The sequence below is a fragment of the Novipirellula methanifontis genome (genome assembly GCF_052161655.1).
In the GTDB taxonomy this organism is placed as follows: Bacteria; Planctomycetota; Planctomycetia; order Pirellulales; family Pirellulaceae; genus Novipirellula.
The window spans coordinates 2090948-2115417 of sequence record NZ_CP197418.1 but is presented as its reverse complement, the minus strand read 5'-3'; the positions used below and the strand labels follow the sequence as shown (position 1 = coordinate 2115417).

Annotated in this window: 14 protein-coding genes; 11 read left to right on the top strand and 3 right to left on the bottom strand. The window is 54.1% G+C overall.

Annotation, left to right across the window (positions count from 1 at the left end; translation table 11 throughout):
* Positions 1-74 precede the first annotated feature (74 nt).
* The 4 genes from SH528x_RS07455 to SH528x_RS07440 all read left to right on the top strand — a co-directional run bounded on the left by SH528x_RS07455 (position 75) and on the right by SH528x_RS07440 (position 6663).
* Entirely contained in the window at positions 75-1250 is a 1176-nt protein-coding gene (locus SH528x_RS07455) for an outer membrane protein assembly factor BamB family protein (protein WP_442509890.1), read from the top strand.
* 107 nt (positions 1251-1357) lie between these two features.
* Positions 1358-2677, top strand: coding sequence for a coproporphyrinogen-III oxidase family protein (locus SH528x_RS07450; protein ID WP_442509889.1), 1320 nt, complete (start codon positions 1358-1360; stop codon positions 2675-2677).
* Between the two features lie 23 nt (positions 2678-2700).
* Complete coding sequence (locus tag SH528x_RS07445) at positions 2701-3138, top strand: glycine cleavage system protein H (protein ID WP_442512096.1); 438 nt, start codon at positions 2701-2703, stop codon at positions 3136-3138.
* 153 nt (positions 3139-3291) lie between these two features.
* The gene (locus SH528x_RS07440) at positions 3292-6663 is read left to right on the top strand and encodes a DEAD/DEAH box helicase (RefSeq protein WP_442509888.1); all 3372 of its coding nucleotides are present in this window, start codon (positions 3292-3294) and stop codon (positions 6661-6663) included.
* A gap of 115 nt (positions 6664-6778) precedes the next feature.
* Here SH528x_RS07440 and SH528x_RS07435 read toward each other — a convergent pair whose 3' ends face one another.
* Together SH528x_RS07435 and SH528x_RS07430 are read right to left on the bottom strand one after the other, a co-directional pair.
* On the bottom strand, positions 6779-8014 hold the full coding sequence (locus SH528x_RS07435; RefSeq protein ID WP_442509887.1) for a prenyltransferase/squalene oxidase repeat-containing protein: 1236 nt from the start codon (positions 8012-8014) through the stop codon (positions 6779-6781).
* Positions 8011-9252 carry an HlyD family efflux transporter periplasmic adaptor subunit gene (locus SH528x_RS07430; protein WP_442509886.1) on the bottom strand — a complete coding sequence of 414 codons (1242 nt, stop codon included), beginning with the start codon at positions 9250-9252 and terminating at the stop codon, positions 8011-8013. The genes SH528x_RS07435 and SH528x_RS07430 overlap by 4 nt, the downstream gene beginning before the upstream one ends.
* Positions 9253-9632: 380 nt before the next feature.
* On the opposite strand from SH528x_RS07430, the gene SH528x_RS07425 reads away from it, so the two are divergent.
* The 4 genes from SH528x_RS07425 to SH528x_RS07410 all read left to right on the top strand — a co-directional run bounded on the left by SH528x_RS07425 (position 9633) and on the right by SH528x_RS07410 (position 17813).
* Positions 9633-15008: a protein kinase domain-containing protein gene (locus tag SH528x_RS07425; RefSeq protein WP_442509885.1), complete on the top strand. Its 5376-nt coding sequence runs from the start codon at positions 9633-9635 to the stop codon at positions 15006-15008.
* Between the two features lie 135 nt (positions 15009-15143).
* Complete coding sequence (locus tag SH528x_RS07420) at positions 15144-15824, top strand: hypothetical protein (RefSeq protein WP_442509884.1); 681 nt, start codon at positions 15144-15146, stop codon at positions 15822-15824.
* Positions 15824-17194 (top strand): glycosyltransferase, encoded by a 1371-nt coding sequence (locus tag SH528x_RS07415; RefSeq protein ID WP_442509883.1) that lies wholly within the window; start codon positions 15824-15826, stop codon positions 17192-17194. The genes SH528x_RS07420 and SH528x_RS07415 overlap by 1 nt, the downstream gene beginning before the upstream one ends.
* A gap of 1 nt (position 17195) precedes the next feature.
* Positions 17196-17813: a glycosyltransferase family 25 protein gene (locus tag SH528x_RS07410; RefSeq protein WP_442509882.1), complete on the top strand. Its 618-nt coding sequence runs from the start codon at positions 17196-17198 to the stop codon at positions 17811-17813.
* On the opposite strand, the gene SH528x_RS07405 is transcribed toward SH528x_RS07410, so the two are convergent.
* Positions 17803-19311, bottom strand: a complete 1509-nt coding sequence (locus tag SH528x_RS07405; RefSeq protein ID WP_442509881.1) for a sodium:solute symporter family protein — start codon at positions 19309-19311, stop codon at positions 17803-17805. The two genes, SH528x_RS07410 and SH528x_RS07405, sit on opposite strands and share 11 nt — an antisense overlap.
* 862 nt (positions 19312-20173) lie before the next feature.
* Here SH528x_RS07405 and SH528x_RS07400 point away from each other — a divergent pair.
* The 3 genes from SH528x_RS07400 to SH528x_RS07390 are packed head-to-tail and all read left to right on the top strand — an operon-like array spanning position 20174 to position 24454.
* Complete coding sequence (locus SH528x_RS07400) at positions 20174-21562, top strand: DUF1501 domain-containing protein (protein WP_442509880.1); 1389 nt, start codon at positions 20174-20176, stop codon at positions 21560-21562.
* On the top strand, positions 21559-23034 hold the full coding sequence (locus SH528x_RS07395; protein ID WP_442509879.1) for a DUF1501 domain-containing protein: 1476 nt from the start codon (positions 21559-21561) through the stop codon (positions 23032-23034). Before SH528x_RS07400 ends, SH528x_RS07395 begins: the two co-directional genes overlap by 4 nt.
* Positions 23035-23038: 4 nt before the next feature.
* Positions 23039-24454, top strand: a complete 1416-nt coding sequence (locus SH528x_RS07390) for a DUF1501 domain-containing protein (protein WP_442509878.1) — start codon at positions 23039-23041, stop codon at positions 24452-24454.
* Positions 24455-24470: the final 16 nt, after the last annotated feature.

Here is a 24470-nt window from a genome sequence, read left to right as displayed (position 1 = left end):
AAGCAAGCACGTATAATCGCTGGAATAGCCGATTTTGACTACCGGCTATCTCAAAGACTCAAAAATAAGCTGCAATGTTGAAGATAAACTCGTTTTCTAAAGCCGACTGTGGCAAATTTGCCGTCGTTTTGATCTCAATTTTGACTGCCTTCGGCTCAGCCTCAACCGTAACGGCCTCGGACGAGCCGGCTCGCAAGTCGCTCTCGGAGTGGACGCTGGCACGCGGAAACCCCGAATGCACCGGGGCGACCGATCAAATCGTCCCCAATGATTTGGTCGTAAAATGGGAATACAAGGCGGACGAGGCGATCGAATCGGCCTTGGTGGTCGCCGATAAACTCGTGTTTGCAGCGGATGTGATGGGAAAGCTCTACGCGATCTCACGCTCCGATGGCAAAGAAGTGTGGACGCACGATTATGACACGGGGTTCACTGCTCCGCCCGCATTTCACGACGGGCATCTGGCGATCGGCGATGTCGAAGGCAATTTCTATTTCCTCGATGCCAAAACGGGCAAGCTGCTGTGGCAAGCCGAAACCGAAGGTGAGATCGATGGTTCGGCGGCATTTTTCGGTGACAATGTGCTGGTCGCCAGTCAAGATGGCAAACTTTATTGCTTTGCCGTGAAAGACGGTTCGCCCGTGTGGACTTACCAAACCGACGACCAAATTCGCTGTAGTCCCACGGTCGCCGGTGATCGCACGTTCCTGGGCGGTTGCGACGGGCAATTGCACATCGTGGACCTGAACACGGGCAAAGCGATCGGCGACACCATTCCGCTCGGGGGGCCCACCGGCAGCACACCAGCGATCCTAGGCGACAATGCCTTTTTGCCGATCATGGACGGAGCGGTTTTGGCATTGGACTGGAAGAACCAAAAAGAAAAATGGCGTTACATCGACGGCGATCGCCCGCAAGAGTACCGTGGCAGTGCAGCCGTCTCAGGCGATCAAGTCATCGTCAGCAGCCAGAACAAGCAGGTCGATTCGATTTCAATGAAGACCGGAGAACGTTTGTGGCGTTATACTCTTCGCCGTCGCGCCGATGCGTCGCCCGTGATCTCCGCGGACGATGTTTGGATTGCGGCGACCGATGGGCGGCTGATTCGCTTGTCGCTTGCCGACGGTACCGAACGTTGGAAATATGAAATTCGCGGCTCGTTTATCGCACCACCTGCAATCGCCGGTGGCGAAGTGTTTGTTGCCGATGATAATGGTATCGTACGGTGCTTTGCCAAACCCGCTAAATAGTCCCTCGGCTGTCTAGCACGTGACTTGCCCGTCGCTTCACAAGTGATTTGCAACAAGTCTTCCTCCCGCTTGAATCCTTTCCCTCCTATAGCCCAAAGCCATTCCACATGTCATCGGCCGCAAGCGATAAAAAGAAAACCGAAGTCGGCAGCTACTTCATCTCGAACTACCCACCTTACAGCCAGTGGAAAAAAGAGGAGTTGCCGGCGGTGAACGAGGCGTTACATCATGCCCCGAAAGAGGACACGCCGCTGGGGCTCTATTTGCACATTCCGTTTTGTCGCAAACGTTGCAAGTTTTGTTACTTCAAGGTTTTCACCGACGTCAAAGCGCCCGAAGTCCAGCGATACGTCGATGCACTTTGCAACGAAATCTCGATGGTCAGCAAGCTGCCCGTGATGGGCGACCGCCCGTTTCGGTTTGTTTACTTTGGCGGTGGCACGCCTAGTTTCCTGGCACCGAAACAGCTCACCAAGCTTGCCGATCGACTTCGCCAACACATCACTTGGGATGGTGCCGAAGAGGTGACTTTCGAGTGCGAACCAGGAACGATGAGCGAAACGAAAGTCAAAACACTTCGCGAAGAACTGGGCGTGACTCGGATTAGCTTGGGGATCGAAAATTTTTCGGACAAGATCCTTGAAGAGAACGGACGTGCCCACCTCAGCAAGCAAGTGTTTAATGCCTGGGAATGGATCACCGCGGCTCAGTTCCCCAACGTCAACATTGACTTGATCTCGGGAATGGTCGGCGAAACGTGGGACAATTGGAAAGAGAACGTGCGACGAACGCTCGAACTGTCCCCCGAAAGCGTCACGATCTATCAAATGGAATTGCCGTTTAACACGGTCTACAGCAAGGACATTCTCGGTAACAAAGTCGAAAGCCCCGTGGCCGATTGGGAGACCAAACGAGCTTGGGTCGATTACGCATTCAGCGAATTCATCACGGCAGGCTACAGCGTCAGCAGTGCCTACACCGTGGTCAAAGACCCCAGCAAAGTGAACTTCTCGTACCGCGACAACCTTTGGCAGGGTGCCGATTTGTTGGCGACCGGAATCGCTAGCTTTGGTCACGCCAGCGGAGTGCACTACCAAAACCTGCCTGAACTAGAGCAGTATCTTGGTGCCATCGAAGCAGGCGAATTGCCGCTAGGACGTGGATTTGTCCCCACCGATCATCAACGCCTGGTTCGTGAAATGATCTTGTTGCTCAAACGTGGTTATCTAGAGGCCGGCTATTTCCGCGACAAGTTTGGTGTCGAGATTGTCTCGCACTGGCAAGACCAATGGAACACCTACGTCGAAGACGGATTGGTGACGATCGATGGCGACACAATCCGGTTGACTCGCGATGGTTTACTGCGTGCCGACGCGATGCTGCCCGTGTTCTTCGAGCCTGAGCACCAAGGGGTACGCTACACGTGAGCAGTGATTCGTTCTCGTTCGCGATGGGCGAATTTACAGCCGAGTTTCCTGGCGACCGCATGTACGTCAGCAATCACATGTGGGCGTTACAAACAACGGGCGATCGTTGGCGTTTCGGCTTGACCGGCTATGCCGTGCGACTGTTGCAAGATGTCTACTTTTTAGAGTGGACGCTCGAGCCCGCCACCCCCATCAAATCGCGCCAATTGATTGGGGCGATCGAAAGCAAGAAGGCGGAAAGCGATCTGTATGCGCCGATCGCCGGAGTCTTGGTGACGATCAACGACGCTGCGTTGGCGGACCCGTCGGTCATCAATGCCGATACCTACGGTGAAGGCTGGCTATTTGAAGTAGAAAGCAACGACGTGGATTCGCTGCTCAGCCCGGACGGCTATCAGACTCACTTGGCCGACGCCTGGGAAGTCGCCCAGCGGACGATCAAAGGCCAAGCGAACAATTAAGCCCCTGCGACCTACGCTGTGACGCTAGCTTTGGCATCATGACTCGGCAATAAACCGCGAATTTGATACAACGACGCAAATCTCGGTCAAGCGGCCAAATCTTGGTCGAGCGACCATGACGCCGCGTTACGATTCACGCCAAGGCTTGCTGCAATGAAAGACGGATCTTTAAACCCACAAGCCATGCGGGCGGCACTTGCCCAACTAGCAAAGGCAAGAGCATCGGCAGATGACGCGAACTTGCCCTCTTTTTTATTGCCTCCCAAAATCGATCCCAACGCAGGCCGACGCCGGTATTCGCAGTGGCACGACCGGTTGGTCGATATTCTCGATGCGTTTCCCCATGCGATCGCCCGACAGAGCAACTTTAGCCACATCCGCTATTCCGCCGAGCAGGTTTTCTCGACGGGAGAATTTCATGGTGTCGCTGTCGCTGCACGAAACAAGTTCGAAGTGTTTGCCAGAGTCGACGATGCCGAGCAATCAACGGGATGCAATTGTGACGACGCAGTGGGCAAGCAGGCTTGTCTGCATCAATATGAATTCGTTGATTACTTGTTGGACCAACTGGAATTCCAGAACTCGCCTCTATCGCGAAACATCATCCAGGGAACGTTTGCCAAGGGCAAAGCAAACTACGATCGCTTCCAGGTCGATTTAAAAGAGCGAGCGATTCGGCGATTAAACGCGTTGCTGGATTTTGAATCCTCGCTGACATCCGATGACGTCGCCTCGGGTGACGACAGCTTACCGGTTCTTCAAGAGCAACGTGTTCAGCGTGTCGCATGGGATTTCAAATTCGAAGACGGATATATTTCCGTTGCTCCCGTGCTGCAAATGCAGAAAAAACGGGGCGGTGGCTATACCAAAGGCAAAAAGTTGTCGTTGGAACGGATCGTTAAAGAGGTCGATCTGCCGTTAACAACCGCGGACCGTCGGGTGGTCGCGGGTATCGCTCGTGACAACGAGGATTACTACTACGGCGGAGCGGGATTGATTCTGGATGCGTTTCACGCGATGCCTCTGCTCGTCAATCAACCCAATGTGATGTTCGATGGCGAACCCTGCCGGATCGTTCGAGTCCCCATTTATCTAGCCCTGTTGCCGCTGAAGCAAGGCGGGAAATGGGCGTTTGGCTTTACCGATGAAAACGGAAAAATACGAGAAGCAAAATTGCTTTGCACTCCTGATGCATTCTTGAGCATCGACTCGGTCAACCATGTCTTGTATCTGAGCGAAATGAATGGCGAGAACGTCGAGCTCATGCGTGATGCCGTCGGACTTGGTCAATTCGACGACGACCAAATCGACGCGGTGATCGAGAAGGTGCGTCCGCTGCAAAAACGAATCTCGTTGCGTTTGCCTGAATCGCATGCCGGGCCGATCATCCAAGAACCGGCAAAGCTTGCCTTGTTGCTGCGATCACGCAGTGACGGTGCAATGGACTATGGCATTCGTTTCCGCGATGCAGGCGGAATACTGCGACGCCCGGGGGCAGATCCGATGGTCGTTACAATCGAGCGAGACGGAAAATCGATCCAGGTCCAGCGGTTTGCTACGGAAGAGTTTCAGCGAGCTCAACAGATCGCCGAGTCGCTTGATCTGGAGATCGACGACAGCACCGGATTCGGCACGATTACCGATTTCCGCACGGCGCTGAGCGTCATTGAACGGCTGCAATCAAGCGAGCTTAATATCGAGGTCCTGTGGGATAAAAGGAGCGAGAAACCAATCACGGTTTTGGGCAGCCTTTCCAGCAAAAATGTCCGCGTCGATATCACCAGCAAGCGGAATTGGTTTGGCATCACCGGCGAGTGTGATTTTGGCGACAAGAAAGTCCCGCTCAAAGAACTGCTGGATGGACTCTCATCCGTAACCGCCGACAGCATCGAGGGCGACTTCATCCGAGTTGGTGACGGAGGTTGGGCTCGCATTTCCGATTCGCTTCGCAAACGGCTCAATCGCCTGCATGATGCGACGCACGCGGATCGTCAAACGCTGAAGCTTGATGCCACCGCGGCGCCGGCGATCCGTGATCTGATGGAATCGGACATCGAAATCAAAGCGGCCAAATCGTGGCAGAAATGTTTGACCCGGCTCAACCGCGCCGAAAAACTGAATCCCTCGCTACCCAAAAATCTTGACGCGACGCTGCGTGACTATCAAATCGATGGCTACAAATGGATGCGTCGTCTCGCCGAATGGGGCGTCGGTGGCATCTTGGCCGATGACATGGGATTGGGCAAAACGCTGCAAACGCTTGCCGTTCTGTTGGATCGATCCGAAATCGGCCCCACCTTGGTGATCGCCCCGACCTCGGTCGGATTCAACTGGGCTCGCGAAGCTGGGCGGTTCGCTCCGGATTTGAACGTGCACCTGTACCGCGAAACCGAGCGAGAAGAGTTCCTGCCGTCGGTGGGTCCTGGCAACCTTGTCATCTGCAGCTACGGGTTGGTCCTTCGCGACGCCGAGGCATTGGCAAAAGTCCAATGGGGCACGATCGTGCTTGACGAGGCGCAGGCGATCAAAAATAGTCGCAGCAAGACATCCAAGGCAATTGCCGCACTCAAAGCCGACTGGATCGTGGCACTGACAGGAACGCCCGTCGAAAATCATCTCGGCGAACTATGGAGTCTATTCCATGTCGTGTCCCCCGGCGTGTTTGGCGGCTGGGATCATTTCCGCAAACGATTTGCCTTGCCGATTGAAAAACAGAGCGACGAAGCCAGCCGGATGGCGTTGGCCGAGCGATTGAAGCCGTTTGTGTTGCGACGGACAAAATCCGAGGTGCTGACGGAACTGCCACCGCGAACGGAAATGAACTTGTATGTCGACCTTAGCCCCGCCGAACGCGCCGAGTACGAGAAGGTGCGGCGGGTTGCGATTGGCGAAATCGAACAGCTCGAATCGCAAACCGAAATCAAAGACCAGCGGTTCAAAATTCTGGCGATGCTCACGCGGCTTCGTCAAATATCTTGCCATGCCGGGTTGGTCAATGAAAGCTGGACCGAATCGTCGGCGAAACTGGACCAGCTTTGCGAAACGCTCGATAGTCTTCGCGAAGAAGGACACCGCGCGCTTGTGTTCAGCCAATTCACCGCCCATTTGGCATTGATCCGAGCGGCACTCGATGCACGCGGAATCACGTACGAATACTTGGACGGTTCGACGCCCGCCAAGGCACGTCAACAAGCGGTCGACCGTTTCCAGGAAGGGACCGCCAATGTGTTCTTGATCTCGCTGAAAGCGGGCGGGACCGGTTTGAATTTGACCGCGGCCGACTATGTGATCCACATGGATCCGTGGTGGAATCCGGCGGTGGAAGATCAAGCCACCGACCGAGCCCATCGCTATGGGCAAGACAAACCGGTGATGGTCTACCGCATCATCGCCAAGGGAACGATCGAGGAAGAGATCCTGGCAATGCACGAATCCAAGCGTGACCTCGTCGCCGGTGTGATGGAAGGAACCGAGGCCGCCGCGAAACTTTCCAACGATGACCTGATCCGCATGATTCGCAGCTAGTGGCAATCGATAACTGTCGTAGCGAAACTCGCCAAGAGTTTCGGCACCCCGGCAATCCAAAAGTCTTGGCGACTTTCGCTACGCGTGAATCGGACTCTTAACGATTGAACAAACTTTACTCTGCGGGCAAGCATCGCTTCAGCGTCATCGTGGCCATCGCCGTGCCGTAGGGACGGTGATAATCGTACAGCGGATAGTCCCACCAACATCCGTTCTTTTCTTGCAGTGGAACGATTAAATCCGCCAGCATCGCTTGATAGGGGGCACGCTCTGCAACCGGCAACTGCTCTATACACATAGCCCCATAGTAGTGGCCAAAGTAATAAAAGTAGCCTGCGACCTGGAACCATGATTCATGCGGTATCGGGCGTTTGCGGCCAATGTCCAACCAGCCATTTCGTTCGTATAGCCGATACAGCCAATGCTTTAGCACGTTGTCCGTGACCGTCGTGTCACCCCAATAGCGTAGCGCGAGGTTACAGCACTGCGAACGGCCAAGCGACCCACCGGGGCGATTAATCTCACGCATCGGGCGGTCTTTCAAATACTCGCCATACAAATAGGTGAAGTCGGGCTTTTGTTGTCGCTTGATTGCGGCCACGGCGCGGTCGACGACATCCTGCGGTGGATCGATCCCAATCGATTGTGCTTGCTGCATTGCAACCAATGCAGCCCCGCCGACAAAGCTGATCGAACTGGATGTCGGCCGTTTGGCTTGATAACGAAAATCATAATAGCCCCAACCGCCATCGACCGACTCGTATCGCCGCAGCATGTCATACTGCTGCTCGATCAAGGATCGGATTTGAGCGATCTTCTGAGTATCACCCGCATGCCGTTTGTGCAGCTGGACCAAGGCTTCGATCGAATACAGGTGCCCCCACACGTTGTACATCGCGGTGCCATCGGCACGACGCAGTCTTGGCAGATACTCGAACAACCACGCTTCCGCCTTATCGATCGCGGACTGCGCGGCATCGTTATCACTGGCGGCACACTCGATCAGCGACGAAATGCACAGCGAAGTCGTCGCGGTGCGGAATGCATGATGGGCGCCAGGGACGGGGGCGTAGATGTTCAAGTCTTTTGTTTTGGTCGCCGATCCCCATGACCCGTTGGGGTTTTGATCCGTCACTAAGAAGTCGACACCTTTGCGAATCGATTGCTCAATCGTTTCGGCACTTGGAGCGTCAACCTCAGGCAGCGTCGGAGGTTTGCTGAAGTCGAGCTTCTGCAACCGAGTTGGCGACGGTTCAGCAATCGCCGCCTCTTCCGCAACGACCGATGCACTTATCGTGACGGTCGTGGTGATCAGCACGATGGCTTTGAACCAATCTCTTGCCCCGCTCATTCCTTGCCCGCCTTTTCAAACTCGATGCTGCTAGTCATTCCAGGCACGAGTTCTGCATTTTTGACTTTGCCATTGATCACCAACACACACTCGATCTTGTTGGCGGCATAAGGCACTTTAGCAATCGATTGAATGGTGACGGGGATTTTCAGCTCGGGAAACGCTTTCGGAATCGCCGATCCTTTCATGCCAACATTGACTTTGGCCCGTTGATCCTCGCTGATGTCAGCGGTGATACGCAAACGATCGGGTTGCACAATTGTTGCCACCACTTGTCTCGCCGTGACTTTGGATTTCACATCGAAGGTGCTAGCCTTGTCCCCCAGTTTCCCGCGAGTCAATTGGCCGTGATAAACCAGTCCATCGATCGGCGAGCTGAGCACAAGACCACGGCGTTCGGCTTGCAATGCTTTGAAGTCGGTTTGTTGCTTCTCGAGTTCCGTTTTCTGTCGACGTCGCTCGATGTCACGTTTCAGACGTGCAGCCTTCAGATCTTGGACTGTTTTGGCAAACGCGAGCTCTGCGCGTGCAAGGGTTGCTTTTTCCTTCTCCAGTTGACTAGGGATCGTTTGCTCAAGCGTCCGCTGGGTGCGTGTTTTGGCCAATTCCAGGCTGTATTTTGCTTGCTCCACCGCGCGGCGAGCACGCTTGAGCACAATTTCTTCGGACTCTTCGGTCAGGTCGTCTTCCTCGTACATCTTTTGGAGCTGGTTCAGCTCTTCTTCCGCGTACTCGAGTGACTCTTCGGAACGCTTTAGCTGGAACTCGGCCGACATAATTTGCTGTTCGCGATCGACATCGACATAGTTGTCATAAGCCTGCCTCGCCTCTTTGCGTGTTAACTCAGCTGCTTTGCGATCAAGTTCTTGTTGTTCGCGAAATTGTTCAAAACTAAAATCGGCTTCTTCAGACGCCAGCTTGGCGAGCGCTAGATCGAATTCTGCCTTGCTGATCTTTTCATCGATCTCTTTGGTCTCAAACCAGACGACTGCGGCGTCCTTTTTGACCGCCGCTCCGTGCGGCAAGATTCGCTTGATCACATACGAATCGATCTGCTCCGAGTTTGCCGCGATCTCGTGACTCGATAGCGATTCAAAGACGCCATCGATTTTGACGGCCTTTTGTTCTTTACTCGTATCGTCCGCCGACTTTTTCTCAGCCTCTTCAGCCAACGATGGCAATAGGGTGAAAAGCGAGAGAGCTAGCACGGTGAGGTAGGATAATGGTTCGGTTCGCATCAAGAATTCTCGAGAGTGGAAAGCAAAGGAGCAATATGTTCTATATTGATTGACGTACTAGGAGATGTCCACCTGCGAATGTGCCGATGAACTGTCGATGCCGCGTAGCCGATCCCTAGCCCCAAACGCTGCATCAAGATGCGGGAGGGTCCAATTCGTGTTTCCAGATAGATCGCAGCCAAATTGTGGTTCCCCTGTAAGCGGAAAGACAGTTTTCAAACAGCGTGTTCTTACGGAAATGTTGTTTGCGTCGCCTTTCTCGGTTGGGGGGGATCTTTGCTACAATTGCGGTTGAGCACGTTACTGATATCAACAAGGTGAGGACTTGACGAGCGTGAAGCCTCAATCGCCGTTAGCCCTCTTGCTCCGAAAGCGACTACGTGGAACCCAAGAAAACAAAAAGCGGCGACTCGCTAACGTTCGATTTTATGGGGCCTGCGCCGGATGCACCTGCCGAGACGGCCCCGGAAAAGATCGAAGAATTTTTAATTCGTGAAGTGCTAGGCCGTGGTGGCTTTGGGACCGTCTATCTTGCTTACGACACGACGCTACAACGCGATGTGGCACTCAAGATCCCGCATCATTCGCTTGTCTCCAAGAAGACCACAGCAAATCTGTATTTGCGTGAAGCGCGAGCGATCGCCAGTTTGGACCATCCCAACATTATCCCGGTCTACCGTGCCGCCAGCACACCGAAGATTGCTTGCTACATCGTAACCAAACGAATTCGTGGTTGCGATTTGTCTCAGTGGACGATCCGGCAACGTCCGACCTACGACACGATCGCGATCTTGCTTACTCAGGTCGCCGATGCGATTGCGTTCGCGCACAAACACGGCGTTGTCCATCGTGACATCAAACCTAGCAATATTTTGATTGACGAAGAGGGTCGTCCTTACGTTGCCGACTTTGGTTTGGCTCTGCGTGATGTGGATCCGCGCGGCGGCCCTGCTTATGTGGGCACCCCCGCCTACATGAGCCCCGAGCAAGCACGCGGCGAGGGGCACCGTGTCGACGGACGTTCGGATATCTATTCGATGGCCGTGGTGATGTACGAATTGCTGACGGGCAAGCGTCCTTTTCAATCCACGTTGGAGGAAGGGTTATATGAAGAGATTATGTATAGCGAGCCAATCCACCCGGGGCGACTTGACGCGAACATTCCTAGCGAACTTTCGCGGATCTGTTTAAAAGGATTGTCCAAGTCGATAAGCGAACGTTATCCAACCGGAGAAGCCTTCGCTAGTGATCTTAGGCAATGGCTTTCCATACAAGGTGTTTTGATCCCTTCGCATTCAGGAGGACAAAACTTTACGACGACGCAGGCCCCCCAATCGCTCGGCGTGATTCGTCCAAGCTCCAGTGCTCTCACAGTGCCACGAGTGGTTCCGAAAGGACTCCGGCCGTTTGACACTCGCGATGCAGATTTCTTCCTGCAATTGTTGCCGGGACCTCGTGATCGTGACGGTATGCCGGAAATTGTGCGTTTTTGGCTTTCCAAGTTTGACCCGGCGGATGACACCCAACCCGTGTCCGTCGGCGTGATTTATGGGCCCAGTGGCTGCGGGAAAACTTCGCTTGCTCGCGCTGGCATCATTCCACGTTTACCCGACGATGTTGTTTCTATCTACATTCAAGCAACGGCTGAGGATACCGAACGAACACTGCATGACCAGATTGTTTCCAGGCTGTCTTTGATTCGCAATGAATCTCAGGGCGAGCAACTCGACGTTGTCGAGTCGTTTGCCATGATCCGGCGTCTACAGCGACGACGTGTCGTCATCTTTATTGACCAATTCGAGCAATGGCTGTTTGCGAATCCCGATGGCTCTCGTGAAGCGTTGGTTCAAGCGTTACGGCAGTGTGACGGCGAGTATCTGCAGTGCATCTTGATGGTTCGTGACGATTTCTGGATGGGCATCACACGACTGATGCAATCGCTTGATCAAACCATTGCCGAAAATGTTAATGCCACCGCAGTGGACCTGTTCGACGAGTCCCATGCCCGACGTGTGCTGGCGTTGTTCGGGGCCGCTTATGGCAAGTGGCCGGAATCGATTGAAAAAATGTCCCCAAGTCAGAATCAGTTTTTAGATCAAGCGGTTCAGTATCTCGAATCCGATGGACGCGTCATCTGTGTCCAACTGGCTTTGTTGTCCGAAATGTTGAAAAATCGGTCGTGGGACCATGCCGAAGGAGTGTTCGACGACGGCGGCATTGGGCTCGGGATGCGTTTTCTCGAAGAGACATTCGATAGTGAATTGGCTCGCCGGCGTACACGGATTCATGCCGAGGGTGCCCATAGTGTGCTGCGAGCATTATTACCCGAAGCCACCTCGCGGATCAAAGGTTCGGTTCGCACAAAACAGGAACTTGCCAATGCGGCGTGCTACCGCGACAAAAGCTCGTTTCGGGAGTTGCTGGCGATCCTGGATCGCGAAATGCATCTCATCACCCCGACGGATAGAATCGTGGATGACAGCTTGAGGAGCGATTCTGGTAATTCGAATCAATCGGACAATTCCGAAAGCATCTCAAGCGGATACCAGCTTACGCATGATTTCTTGATTGCGCCGATCCGCCAATGGATCGAGTATCGAAATCGCTCGACGAAACAGGGAAAGGCTCGTTTGCGTTTAGAAGAGTTTTCGGATTTGTATCGGGGTCGACCTTTGTCGCAATCCTTGCCAACGCTTGGTGAGTATTTAACGATCCGCCGGCACACCGACTTGCGACGTTGCAGCGACCTACAACGCACGATGATGAGTGCGGCCAAAAAACGACATCTTCGAATCGCCACGTCATGGTTGATGATCGTTGTTGTAATGTTTGCCTCTGCGTATTCCGGGTACCGGTGGTTACACAATCGCAACGAGGCAAATGCAAGTCGGATGGCAATGGAACGATTGCTTGATGCCAAAATGAATGACGCTGTCGTATTGGCAACATCGCTAAAGAGTTCTGACGTCGCGAGGGAAGAAGCTGTTCGTTTGGTCAGAAACGAGGACGCGATGATCTCCGATCGAGTTCGTGCTTCGCTGGTACTCGCCGATTCGAATTCAGATGCAGCCGAGTTAATCACCCAATATTTGCTTTGGGCTCCTGTCGACGAAGTCGTCACGATCGCGAAAAGGTTCAACCCCAAAACGTCCCTCGGAGGCGATACGTTCGAGGAAATTTGGTCTGCCCAACTTGCTTCGAAGGACACCTTGATCCGTGCCGCATGCATGCTGGCCAATGACGAGACGCGAAGTGATCAATTGCGAGACCCCGTCAACTTGACGCGGATAATGAAGTTGTTGCTGAATGAAAATCCATTGTGGATTCAACGTTGGAGTGAAGCTTTCAAACCGATCGGTCGCGATCTTGTCCCGCTTCTCGATGCGCATCTCAATGACAAATCTCGGCAACACGAATCACTCAATGCCGCGAACTTACTTGTTGCATATGGGGAAAAAGACTTGCAAATGCTCGTGTCCCATTTGCCAAACGCTTTCCCATCCGAAGTGGTCGCTTATACCGATGCGATCGCCTCGTACGGTGAACTAGGTCGTCATGCAGTACAAGAGCAATGGCGTGATCAAATCGCCAACGACTCGCACTTGGCCCGATTAGCTCAACCGTGGGGATCTCCGTGGTGGTGTGTTGGCAATCGCGAAGTTATGACGGGAATCAAGCCGGTCGCACTGAACGAATCGCTCAGCAAACAACTGAGTGATTCCGAGTCGGCGATTGGAAAGCACGCGATACTTGTTCATAAACTTGGCGAAGAAAACCTCGAAGAAGTCGTCGAGGGTCTTGCCGAGGCAGGCTACCGGATCGCGGAATTGGTACCTTACCAAATCGATGGTCAGCGTTTTTGGATGGTGCTGAGTCTGTGCGATGGTATCAAGTCAAAGTATTGCGTTGACGTCAGTGCTGATGAACTTTACGAGAAGAATAAAGCACATCGAGGCGAGCATTTCTTTCCAGACACACTCCACTACTATATCCACGAAGATACTGGAAAATTCACTGCTGTTTGGATTGCGGTCCCAGAGGATTCAGCGGTAGTGGATGCCGATATTTACGTCGACGTCCATCATGATTTCCACGAAGACCACGGTTGGGGACCATTGGTCGAGCAGGGGATCGACGTCCCGCGAACCAATCTGACGTATCACAAAGCTGATGGCGAGAAATATTTTGCATCGGTCCGGTGGAAGCTAGACTCGTCGATCGTATATCGCGAAGCGTGGCACCAAAGCCGGGACATGATTGATAACTTGTATCGTTACAGTCCCTCCAATACGTTTTTGTCACAGCAGTCAGACGCCCGAATGTCATCCGATTCGCAACACAGTGTGACTGCGGTTTGGTGGTCCGATTTACCTGTCGAGGTGGACCGATTTGCTTACCAACCAAGACGTGAACATTTACGCCAAACACGAATCGCAATGGCGCAAGGTTACTATCCGGTGTCGATTTCAATCGCATCCTCAACAGAGGATTCAACTCCTCAATTGGGATCGATTTGGTGGCGTCCTCTGCCTGAATTTTCAGAAAAAATCGAAAAGTGCAATCGGCTGCAAAATATGTTGGCTGCCATGTTCAAACTGGGAGATCGGCAACAGATGGCTTCCGCGATGCAGGATGAATTTGCAGAGGCGACGCGTGGAGCGGTCATCGAATCATTCGAAGCGTATGAATTACCCGTCGATTGGCTCGTCGACCAACTTGGAGATGTCAGTCAAAAAACCATGTTGCGTCGAAGCTGTGCGATGGCACTTGCGATCTATCGTGCCGATTCGCTTTCGGAATCGCTGCGTCATCGTGTCGAAGCAAATATTCCGCACTGGTATAAGCAGAGCTCGGATCCAGGGCTACGTTCGGCGATCCAATCGATTCAAAAAGCGTGGGGAATCGATTTGCAAACATCGTCCACACAAGAGGTCAGCGGCGAATTCCGTTCGGTGGCAGGGGATCGAATGGTGGTGGTACAACCTGACGTACCCGTGTGGCTTGGATCGCTACCAACCGAACCGGGACGCGATGGTGGCAAAGAGCCTCGGGCTTGCTTCCGAATCGACCGTCCGTATGCCATTGCATCCCAGCAAGTGACGACAGCCCAGTACCGTAAGTTCCAACCGGATCATCAGTTTGCGCCTCGCTATACGCCGACCGATGATTGTCCCGTGATCGGTGTCAATTGGTTCGAGGCGGCAAGATATTGTCGTTGGCTTAGTGAACAAGAGGGAATACCCGAGTCGCAAATGTGTTATCCACCGATGGACCAAATAGAGCCGGGGATGCAACTTGAACACGACGTTTGCAAACGGATTGGCTACCGTTTGCCGACCGAAGTGGAATGGGAGTTCGCGTGTCGAGGTGGGACGCATCGAAATCGTTGGTTTGGGTTCAATCCGCAGCGATTGGGACGACACGCATGGACCGCCGAAAACTCGGGCTTCGTCATGCATCCGGTCGCGAGTTTGTTGCCAAACGATTATGGGCTCTTTGACATGCTTGGCAATGCAATGCAATGGTGCCACGCATCTTATGTACCCTATCCGACGTTTTCGCACGAACCCGAGGATGATCCTGGGGCCCTACTCACTACCATCGACAAAGAAACAAGGATGGCCACTCGTGGCGGCGCGATTTTGTACCAGCCGCTCGATGCCCGCGCATCGCAGCGAAATTGGCACGCCGCTTATCTCGAACGTGTATATCTGTCCTTCCGGATTGCACGAACCATGCCCGACGAAGACCGTTAAATTCGTCGAATGAGTGAATTCTGTTCGGTTGCGGCTGAAAAAGAAGGTGTTCGTAAAACGAGGGAATATAATGGCCAACCAAGAGGGCAATTGTAAGAAACTATTCAGCACCCCCTTTTGAAGAAGAACTAGGATATGGATCGAGAACGCTATCGACAACGTTTACTGGCAGGCACGGTGACTTTTCCAGCAACGTTGCCACGGCTTGCTGAACTGACGTTGACGTCGACAGAACAACTGCCAGTGGTTGCCTCGATCGGCGTCGCATCTAGCGAAACGCTTGTCGTTGCTACGGAACGGCCATCGCCGCGGGTTAGTATTGTCCGCAGCGTTTCGGCAACTGAAATACGTGCAGTTTTTTTGCCGAAAAACCCCGCCGTTCTGGACTGGAACCAAGGCGTTTGGCTGCTTCAGAGCGAGATTCTGCCCGGTTTACAGATGCATCTCAACAGCGGCGATCGACTGTTTGGCATCTTGTATGTACCCGAGTTCAGCCCGACTTTGCTTGAAGTGCAAACTGGGATGACGGCCGCCGAGAGTGCTCAGTATTATCCGCCGCTGCCCTGCGACCGCTCGCAAGACCATTATCAAGCTGGCGCCGCCAAGCAAAGTAATCTGGCTGCACAATCTCTGTCTCGTGATCCCGGGGGCTTTATGCCTAGGGAATTTGAGTCGCCCTGTGATTCCTATACTCGCTCGACGCAAGCGTTCGAAATCGACGAGCTTCGCGATCCCCATTTGGACAATCCGACGCTCATGCGATCGTCATCAATGTGCGACGATGGATTTTTAGATCGCGACGATGAGCATCTGTAATGGGCCGCAATGTTTTTCCCCGGCCAACCGTGGATGTGTTGATGCTGTGCCGCCCTCACAGCAATCCGAAGCCGGAAGTGATCGAAGCAATCAAGCATCAAAACAATGTGCATGTCCGCTTGCACATTGGTATTGGGTGGCCAGATCGCAGCGATCGTAATCGCTGGCAAACAATCGCCCGTGCTCGCAATCAGATCAAGCAGCGTGCGTCAGCGGACTGGGTGATGTTTGTTGATGATGACGTGATACTCGATCCCCAATGCATCTCAACATTGGTAAAACGACTTGAAATTTCGCCCACGCTGGGGGCGGTTGCTGCGGACTACGACCTCGAAAACCAGACAAGCAACAGTGCAGGACATGTCGGTATGGGCGCGTCTCTGTTTCGAGGCAAGGTACTGGAAGCCGTTCAATTCCGATCGACCGCAAACCAGTGCGAATGTGCATGTTGCTGTGAAGATTTAAGGCGTCAGGGAATTGGAATCACCTATTGCCGGATCGCGGGAGCAACCCATTTAGATAAATCGAGAATGCCAATCGAAAAAATGCGTCGGCGATCAACAGGGAACGGCACAGCGTCGCCGGCACCCCGTTTGCTTGCGGCGTTTGACCGTCGTGATCTTAAACGATTTGAACAGCAATTTTTGCGTTCGCTGCGGGCCTGGGGGAATGACGTCACGGTCATTGCGGTTGCCTACGGCTTGTATCCATCCGAACTGCTTCGTTTGCGGCAACATCGCAATCTCCAAGTCGTGTCTCGACCTAGCAATGGAACGATGGTGCCAGTGCGGCGACTGCGTGAGTTTGCCGAGATCACGAAGCGGTTGCCTGCTGACACCCCCGTGGCCTACTGGGATGTTTCGGATGTTGTTTTTCAAGCTCGATTGGACGCACTTTGGAATTCGATCACGATGCGGCCTGATGTGGTCCATGCAGTCATCGAACCCAAAGGTTACCCTCACAACGCCGTGATACCGGCTTGGTCGCTATCGATTCGTGATCCTTGGCACCGACATCATGCATTCGGACTCTTGAAACGCAATCCATTTTTAAATAGCGGATTTGCAGCCGGCACCGCAGAAACACTGCATCGCTATTTTTCCGCTGCTGACCGGATGAGAAAGGGGCCCGAGCTTGCGGGAACCACCGACTGGGGTGACCAAATGGCATTGAACCTTTACTGTCATCGCGAACCTAAGCTCTGGTACGCGACGCAGGAAGGCTGGAACTATTGCGTGCATGATCGCGCGATGAATGAAGTCACCGTTTCAGCAACGGGAATCGTGATGAGCCGTCGCATAGGCAAGATTCCCGTCGCACACGGCAACGCTCGTTCGCTTCGACAGTTTGCGATTTTGGTTCATCAATAGAATGGTCAAATCATCAATGCATCTATTCATGATTTCGTTGCCCGATGATCCGCGTCGCCGTCAATCAGGATTGAGCAAAATCCATCCGCTGAATTTGCCGTACGAGGTGGTCGACGGCGTCGAAGCGTCTAAATGGCGAATCGATCAATTGCCGGTGTCTGCTAAGACGCTGCGTGAGATGCGAATTGGCGAGATTGGCTGTTATCTGGCACATCTGCGTGCCCTACGGCGAGTGGTCGATTACCGATTGCCTTGGGCATGCATCTTGGAAGACGATTTTTGTTTCGAGCCCGAGCCCGACTTCGGACTGGTCGAGATCGGAGACGCCCTGCCTCGTGAGTTCGACTACATCCATTTACAACGAAACATTGATCAAAACAGCAAGTTCCGTGTCGTGGAAAAACATGGTGCGTTCAACCGTGTTTGCGAAACACCGCTGGGTACGGTGGGCTATCTGATCTCGCATGGACTGGCGAAATATATTCTCGATAATCACGCTCGCTGCAAAACGCCAATCGATCATCTTTACGCCAAACTCTCGCATCAGGGATTGTTTTACGCACCCGTCAAACCACTCGTTGGCGTTCAATTAGGGCTTGATTCCGCGATCAATCCGTGACTTCGTCTGTCTCAACCGTGTCAGTTGTCCCCAGCATCCAGCCGATTGCGAAACCAATCGCACTGCAGATCGTCCCCGCCAATTCGTGAGGAAGCGGCATTCCATACGCCTCCAACCACGGTTCGAAAAACACTTCCCAGCCCAACAACATGTGCAGAGACCAGACCGTGATTCCGAACAACATCGCAAGTTTTGCGGCAAGCGACGGGATATTCTCGAATCTCAAGCCAATCAAAAAGGGCACCACCAAGCTGACCAGCGCCATCGAGTAGGACCCTTGAACCAATTCGTAGGCGCCTTCCCCACGATAGGCCAACCAGGCCGAAGCGGCGGTAACAACCACGATTGCCCCACGCTGCAATCGCAGCAATCCGGATTGGGTCGGCGGAGTCGAACGTGCCTTGCGCCATAAAGGTTCCACCAAATTGTGGGCCATCACCGCCGACGGTGCCATCACCGCACTGACGATCGTCGATAACACCGCAGACACAATCGCCAGAAAGAAAACAAGCAGCAACACCGGATTTAGCAACTTGCTGGCGACCAGGATCACCACGCCATCGAGTTCACCTTCGGCCTGTGGCAACAACAAGTGGGCTGCCATTCCCGTGCCCACCGGCAGAATCCCCATCAGCAAATAGCCTGCGCTGGCCCACAAACAAGCTCGCGAGGCGACTTGGTCGCTCTTGGCCGAGAAGATCCGCTGCATCAAATCTTGCATCGGCAAATTACCGAGTGCTCCGATGGCGAGCGCACTGACCGCGACCATCGTGTCCCGCCAAAAGGTCGGCGGGTCGGCAATCCGCCAGCGTGATTCGTCAATTTCGGTTCGCATCACCGAAATCCCTTCGATGATCGATCCGTCGCCCAAGTGCACCAGGATCGCGTGTCCGAGTAGCAGCAGACCGAGCAAGATAAACGACATCTGAATTGCATCAGTCCACGTGATCGTCCACATCCCGCCGAGCAATGTGTAGCCTGTTCCGATCGTGGCCACCGCCAAGATGCCCCATTCTCGGGGAATCCCAAAGAACACATCTAGCAATTGGGCGAGGGCAAAAAACTGGGCGGCAACCCAGCCAAAATAGCTAGGCACGATGATTAACGACGACATGATCTCCGCCGTTTTTCCAAACCGGCGGAAAAAGAAATCGGGAACTGTCAAAATTCCCATCCGCCACATCGGTGCAGCGACAAACAAACCGGCTAGCAGCAAACAGCCTGCGATTCCGATCGGATCGAGCATCGCTTTGCGAAGCCCCTCGTTGCCGACTTCGTCCGCGGTCGTCATCAGCGACTCGGCACCAAACCACGTCGCAATAATCGTGATCGTTGCCAGCGATGTGGGTAGTCGACGGCCTGCGAGTACAAAATCCTCAACGTTGCGGACGCGGCGTTGGGCGATAAAGCCAACCACGTACATGGCGATCAGATAAACGATCAAGGCACCCAAAAACAGAGAATACATCCCCGAGGGCAGCGCAGAGGATTCAGGCATTGGCGTAGGAAGGCGAAAGGATCCCGAGACCGGCTCAAATTTGTCGCGACATATTAGCGAAATCTTACTCCTTGCCGACCCCCAAAACACCAGAAAATCGGGAAAGATTCCCACCGTGATCAGCCAGCGGGCGCCCCAGCGATTCTGGCAGGCCGCTTACCGGTTTCCTGGCTAGCCAAGGCAGCTCTTTCAAGCTCAAAACCGGTACCCAACCGTGTGTCGGTGTCTCGGCCGGCCAATTGCCGCCAGTGGGGTGCAAGAACAGTGTTTTCACGAGCGGTCGCCGACCATCCGATGCCTCCCGGGCAATTATTTCCCCACCAGGCCAAGCGTGACGCCTTTTTTCATCACGCCGAACCAAATGAAGAATTGCGTCTTCATGAATTCCCGATGAGGCAAGATCGCCATCCGAAACGCATGCCAAAATCCAGGTAACTTACGTACGAAACAACACACCGACTTTCGCTGCTATTTTCTTTGTCGGTGATAGCAATGTTGTCCATAAACCAGCTGCAGTTGCAATAAAAGGGATCAGTGCAACCGATATCCGTTTCTATGTACTTACCAATCCCTTCCCCGCCACCTGCCCATCCATTTGCGTTCGCACGATCGCTGTGTGAAACAAACCCGCTGTATCAAACCCGCTGTATCAATTCGCATTCATCACAAATCAACGTTTGTGCGAGATACATCGTCTCGACGAACTCAGCAAGCGTCTCAAATACCATTCGAAATCTCCGGCTAAGGGTGTTTTCAGTCATTTGCTTCCTGGCGAGTCAGTTTCGTGTAGAATGCGGGACCCGCCTGCCTGAACTCCCTCCCCAAATCCTCGTTCACAGCCCGCCTGTCTTGGTGATCAATCATGTTGAAGCCGCTCTATGGACTAGATCGTCGTGGTTTGTTACGTGTCGCTGCCGCTGGAGTCGTAGGGGCGTCGCTGCCGAGACTGAGTGCAACGGCGGCCGAACCGCCGCAAGCCAAGCCGATTGGGTTCGGCAAAGCCAAGTCGGTGCTGATCGTGATGCTCAGCGGTGGTCCCAGCCAACTCGATATGCTGGACCCCAAACCCGAAGGACCGACGGAAGTTCGTGGCGAGTTCGCTCCGATCGCGACCACGATCCCAGGCGTCACTGTCTGTGAGCATTTGCCCATCCTGGCCAAGCAAACCGATCGCTGGGCCATCGTCCGCACGTTGGCACATCGCGAGCACAATCATTTGCTGGCGACCCACGTCGCACTGACCGGTCGACCGACACCGGTACCGCGTGGCGGATCGGATTTAGATCGTGTTGAAACGCGCAACGACTTTCCAAACTTTGCCGCCGCGCTGGACTTCATTCGGCCCCGCGGCGATGGGCTGCCCTCAGGCGTTTCGTTGCCGAATTACTTTATCGAAGGTCCGCTGACGTGGCCGGGGCAACATGCGGGATTTCTCGGTGCAAAACATGATCCGTGGCAAATCAATGGTGATCCAAACGAAAAGGACTTTCGTATCCAGGCACTTTCGATGCGTGATGGGATCACTACGGATCGACTGCAATCACGGCGACAACTTCTGGACAATCTCAACCGCGGACGTAACAGCTTAGCAGGCCCGGAAACCGACTCCCTCCGCGATCAGCAAGACCTCGCCTATGGTTTGCTAACCTCTGGGAAGTTAACTCAAGCGTTTGAGATCAACCGCGAATCTGACGAAACACGTGATCGATATGGTCGCAACAAGTTCGGTCAATCGTTGTTGCTGTCCAAACGCATGATCGAAGCCGGAGTGCCCGTCGTGCAAGCGGCAATGGGCATTGTGCAAACTTGGGATACGCACGTTGACAATTGGGGCCGGCTCAAGAACACGCTGTTGCCACAGTTGGATCAAGGCCTCGCCGCACTGACTGATGACTTAACTGCATCGGGACTGCTGGACGATACTTTGTTGATCGTGATGGGCGAGTTTGGGCGAACGCCTAAAATCTCAACACTCCCCGGCCAAACGATTCCTGGTCGCGATCATTGGGCACACGCTTACTCCGGATTGTTCGCCGGCGCAGGTATCCGAGGCGGGCAAGTGCTCGGCCAGACTGACGCTCAGGCAGCGTACCCCGTGACGAATTCCTGGTCACCGGCAGATATTTGCAGCACGATCTTCAACGCCTTGGGGGTCGACTCGGATGCTGCGCTGATGGATCCGCTGGACCGTCCCCATCATTTACTCAACGGCAGCGTGATCTCGAATCTCTACACAGGAGCATCCGCATGACCACTAAGTCCACTCCAAATCCATCGAACACTTATCAACACACTGGCTGGTCACGTCGTAGTGCGCTGCAAGCCGGTGCGATAGGGATTCTCGGGCTGGGCATGAACCATTTGACCGGACTGCGCCAGGCGTTTGCTGCGGATGGTGTTCAGCCGAGTGGTAAAGCCAAATCATGCATCTTCATTTTCTTGTCGGGTGGACTTTCGCAACACGATAGCTTTGACATGAAGCCGGAGGCGCCGGACAACATTCGCGGCGAGTTTCAGCCACGGTCGACCAAGACACCCGGACTGCAGATTTGCGAGCATCTGCCGAAATTGGCTCAGCGTAGCCAAATGTGGTCGCTATGCCGTTCGCTCACCCATAGCTCCAACGAACATTCCGCCGCCCATCACATCATGTTGACCGGGCGATCTGAGTTGCCGACGGGGTTCAGTCCTAACCAGTCCAATCGAACCGATCACCCTTCGATCGCTGCAGTAGCCGGTCACGCGATGCGGTCGCGACAGCAAAACAATTTGCCAACCGCCGCGGTGTTGCCCGAACGTTTGGTCCACAGCAGTGGTCGCGTGATCCCGGGCCAACATGCAGGTTCGATGGGCCCCAGGCACGATCCTTGGATGATCCAAGCGTCGCCGTTTCATAATACATCCTATGGTGCGTTTCCCGAATATAAGTTTGACCATCAAGATCGCGGCAAACCCGACGAACGCTTGTTTCAAGCACCGCAACTTTCATTGCCCGACGGATTGGGAATGAAGGCGATCAACGGGCGATTGGCGTTATTGGAATCATTGAATCGACAGCGTGAGACGCTCGCGGGATTCGCTCAAGTCGAAAATTTTGATCGACTGCGGCAAGGTGCCGTGTCGTTGTTGACCGAGTCAGCGGTTCATCAGGCATTGGACGTGACCAACGCGGACACTAAGGACTTGGATCGCTATGGACGCAATTCTTTTGGTTGGTCGTTGCTGATGGCGCGGCAGTTGGTCAGTGCCGGCGTCAGTTTGGTGCAAGTGAATTTAGGAAACGACGAAACCTGGGATACACACGGCAACGCGTTTCCGCACTTGAAGAACAATTTATTTCCTCCGACCGACCAAGCTGTCTCGGCGCTATTGGACGATTTGCAATCGACGGGTGAATTGGACGAGACGTTGATTGTCATGGCCGGTGAATTTGGTCGCACGCCGCAAATCACGTGGTTGGAAAAGCATTACAAACTGCCCGGTCGCGATCACTGGGGTGCCGTTCAATCGGTGCTATTTGCGGGCGGTGGCATCCGAGGCGGCAACGTGGTCGGTAAGTCTGATGCGCAAGGCGCGTACCCAGCTGAGCAACCGGTGAAACCCGAGAACTTTGCCGCCACGATTTATGATGCACTGGGAATCCCAGCCGCTGCGGCTTGGCACGATGCCGAGAATCGACCTCACCATATTTACCAGGGCGAACCCATCGCGGGGCTGAGTTAGTAAGATGTCCTTCAAAAACACCAACCACTTAATGGGCTGTCACGCCTTTCGCCGATCCAATCGTCCGAGTCGCCGGCAAGTGCTGCAAGCGGGCGCGATCTCGGCACTCGGCTTGGGCATGGGTGATTTGCAATCGCGATTGGCCCACGCCGAGCAGAGCGGAATCCAGTTGCCGACCAAACGAGCCAAGGCGTGCATCTTTTTGTTCATGTGGGGCGGGCCGAGCCAGCTTGATACGCTGGACATGAAGCCTGATGCACCGGCCGAAGTTCGTGGGACATTCAACCCGACATCCACCAAAGTGCCCGGCATCCAAATCTGTGAGCACTTCAGCCAGCTTGCCACGATGACCGACAAGCTAGCGATCATTCGTTCGCTAACGCACGATGACCCCGCTCATTTGTCCAGTGGTCACGCGACCCTCACCGGGCAACCCGCTCCGGTGCTCAAGAGCGATAAAGATCCGCCCAGTGCAAAGGACTCGCCACATTTGGGTGCGTTGGTGTCCAAGCTACGGCCGAGCGATAGCGGTTTGCCCTCGTTCGTGGCGATGCCTTGGAAAGCGTTTCATCCGGCCGCACCGGGCGGTGAAGCTCCTGGCCAACACGGTGGCTGGCTCGGCTCGGCCTACGATGGCATGTTGCTCGGCGGCGATTTAAACGATCCCAATTGGCATCCGCAAGGATTGTCGTTGCCAGCGGATATCGGCCTTCAGCGGTTGGAATCGCGTGTCGAATTATTAAAGATGCTGGACGGCCAACGGGCATCGCTGCATCGCTCTCTCGGTGCTGCGAACTACGGAAATCATCAATCACGGGCGATCGAGATGATCGGCTCTAGTGGCGTGCGCACGGCGTTCGATCTCGCTCAAGAAAGTGATGCCACCCGCGAGCGTTATGGACGAAACATTCACGGACAAAGTGTGCTGATGGCACGACGGCTGGTCGAGCATGGCGTGCCGTTGGTTTCCGTAAATTGGCACAACGATGGCAAGAACTTTTGGGATACGCACGGTGACAATTTCAATCGTTTGAAGAATGACTTGATACCACCGGCCGACCGAGCACTATCGGCTTTGCTGCAAGATTTGGAAGAACGCGGTTTGCTGGACGAGACCATTGTCGCGTGGGTCGGAGAGTTCGGACGCACGCCAAATATCACGAAAAACAACTCGGGACGCGAGCACTGGCCGTACTGCTATAGCGGCATTTTGGCTGGCGGCGGAATTCGGCCCGGCATGGTTTATGGTGCCAGCGATAAACATGCTGCCTACCCCGCGTCCAATCCTGTTTCACCCCAGGATTTTGCGACCACGATCCTGCATGCGATGGGGCTGCCGACCGACGCCTCCCTGCTGGATCGCGAACAACGCCCCCACCGAATTTCCTCCGGCAAAGTACTGCACGAGTTACTGACGTAACCAACCCCGAGAGTTG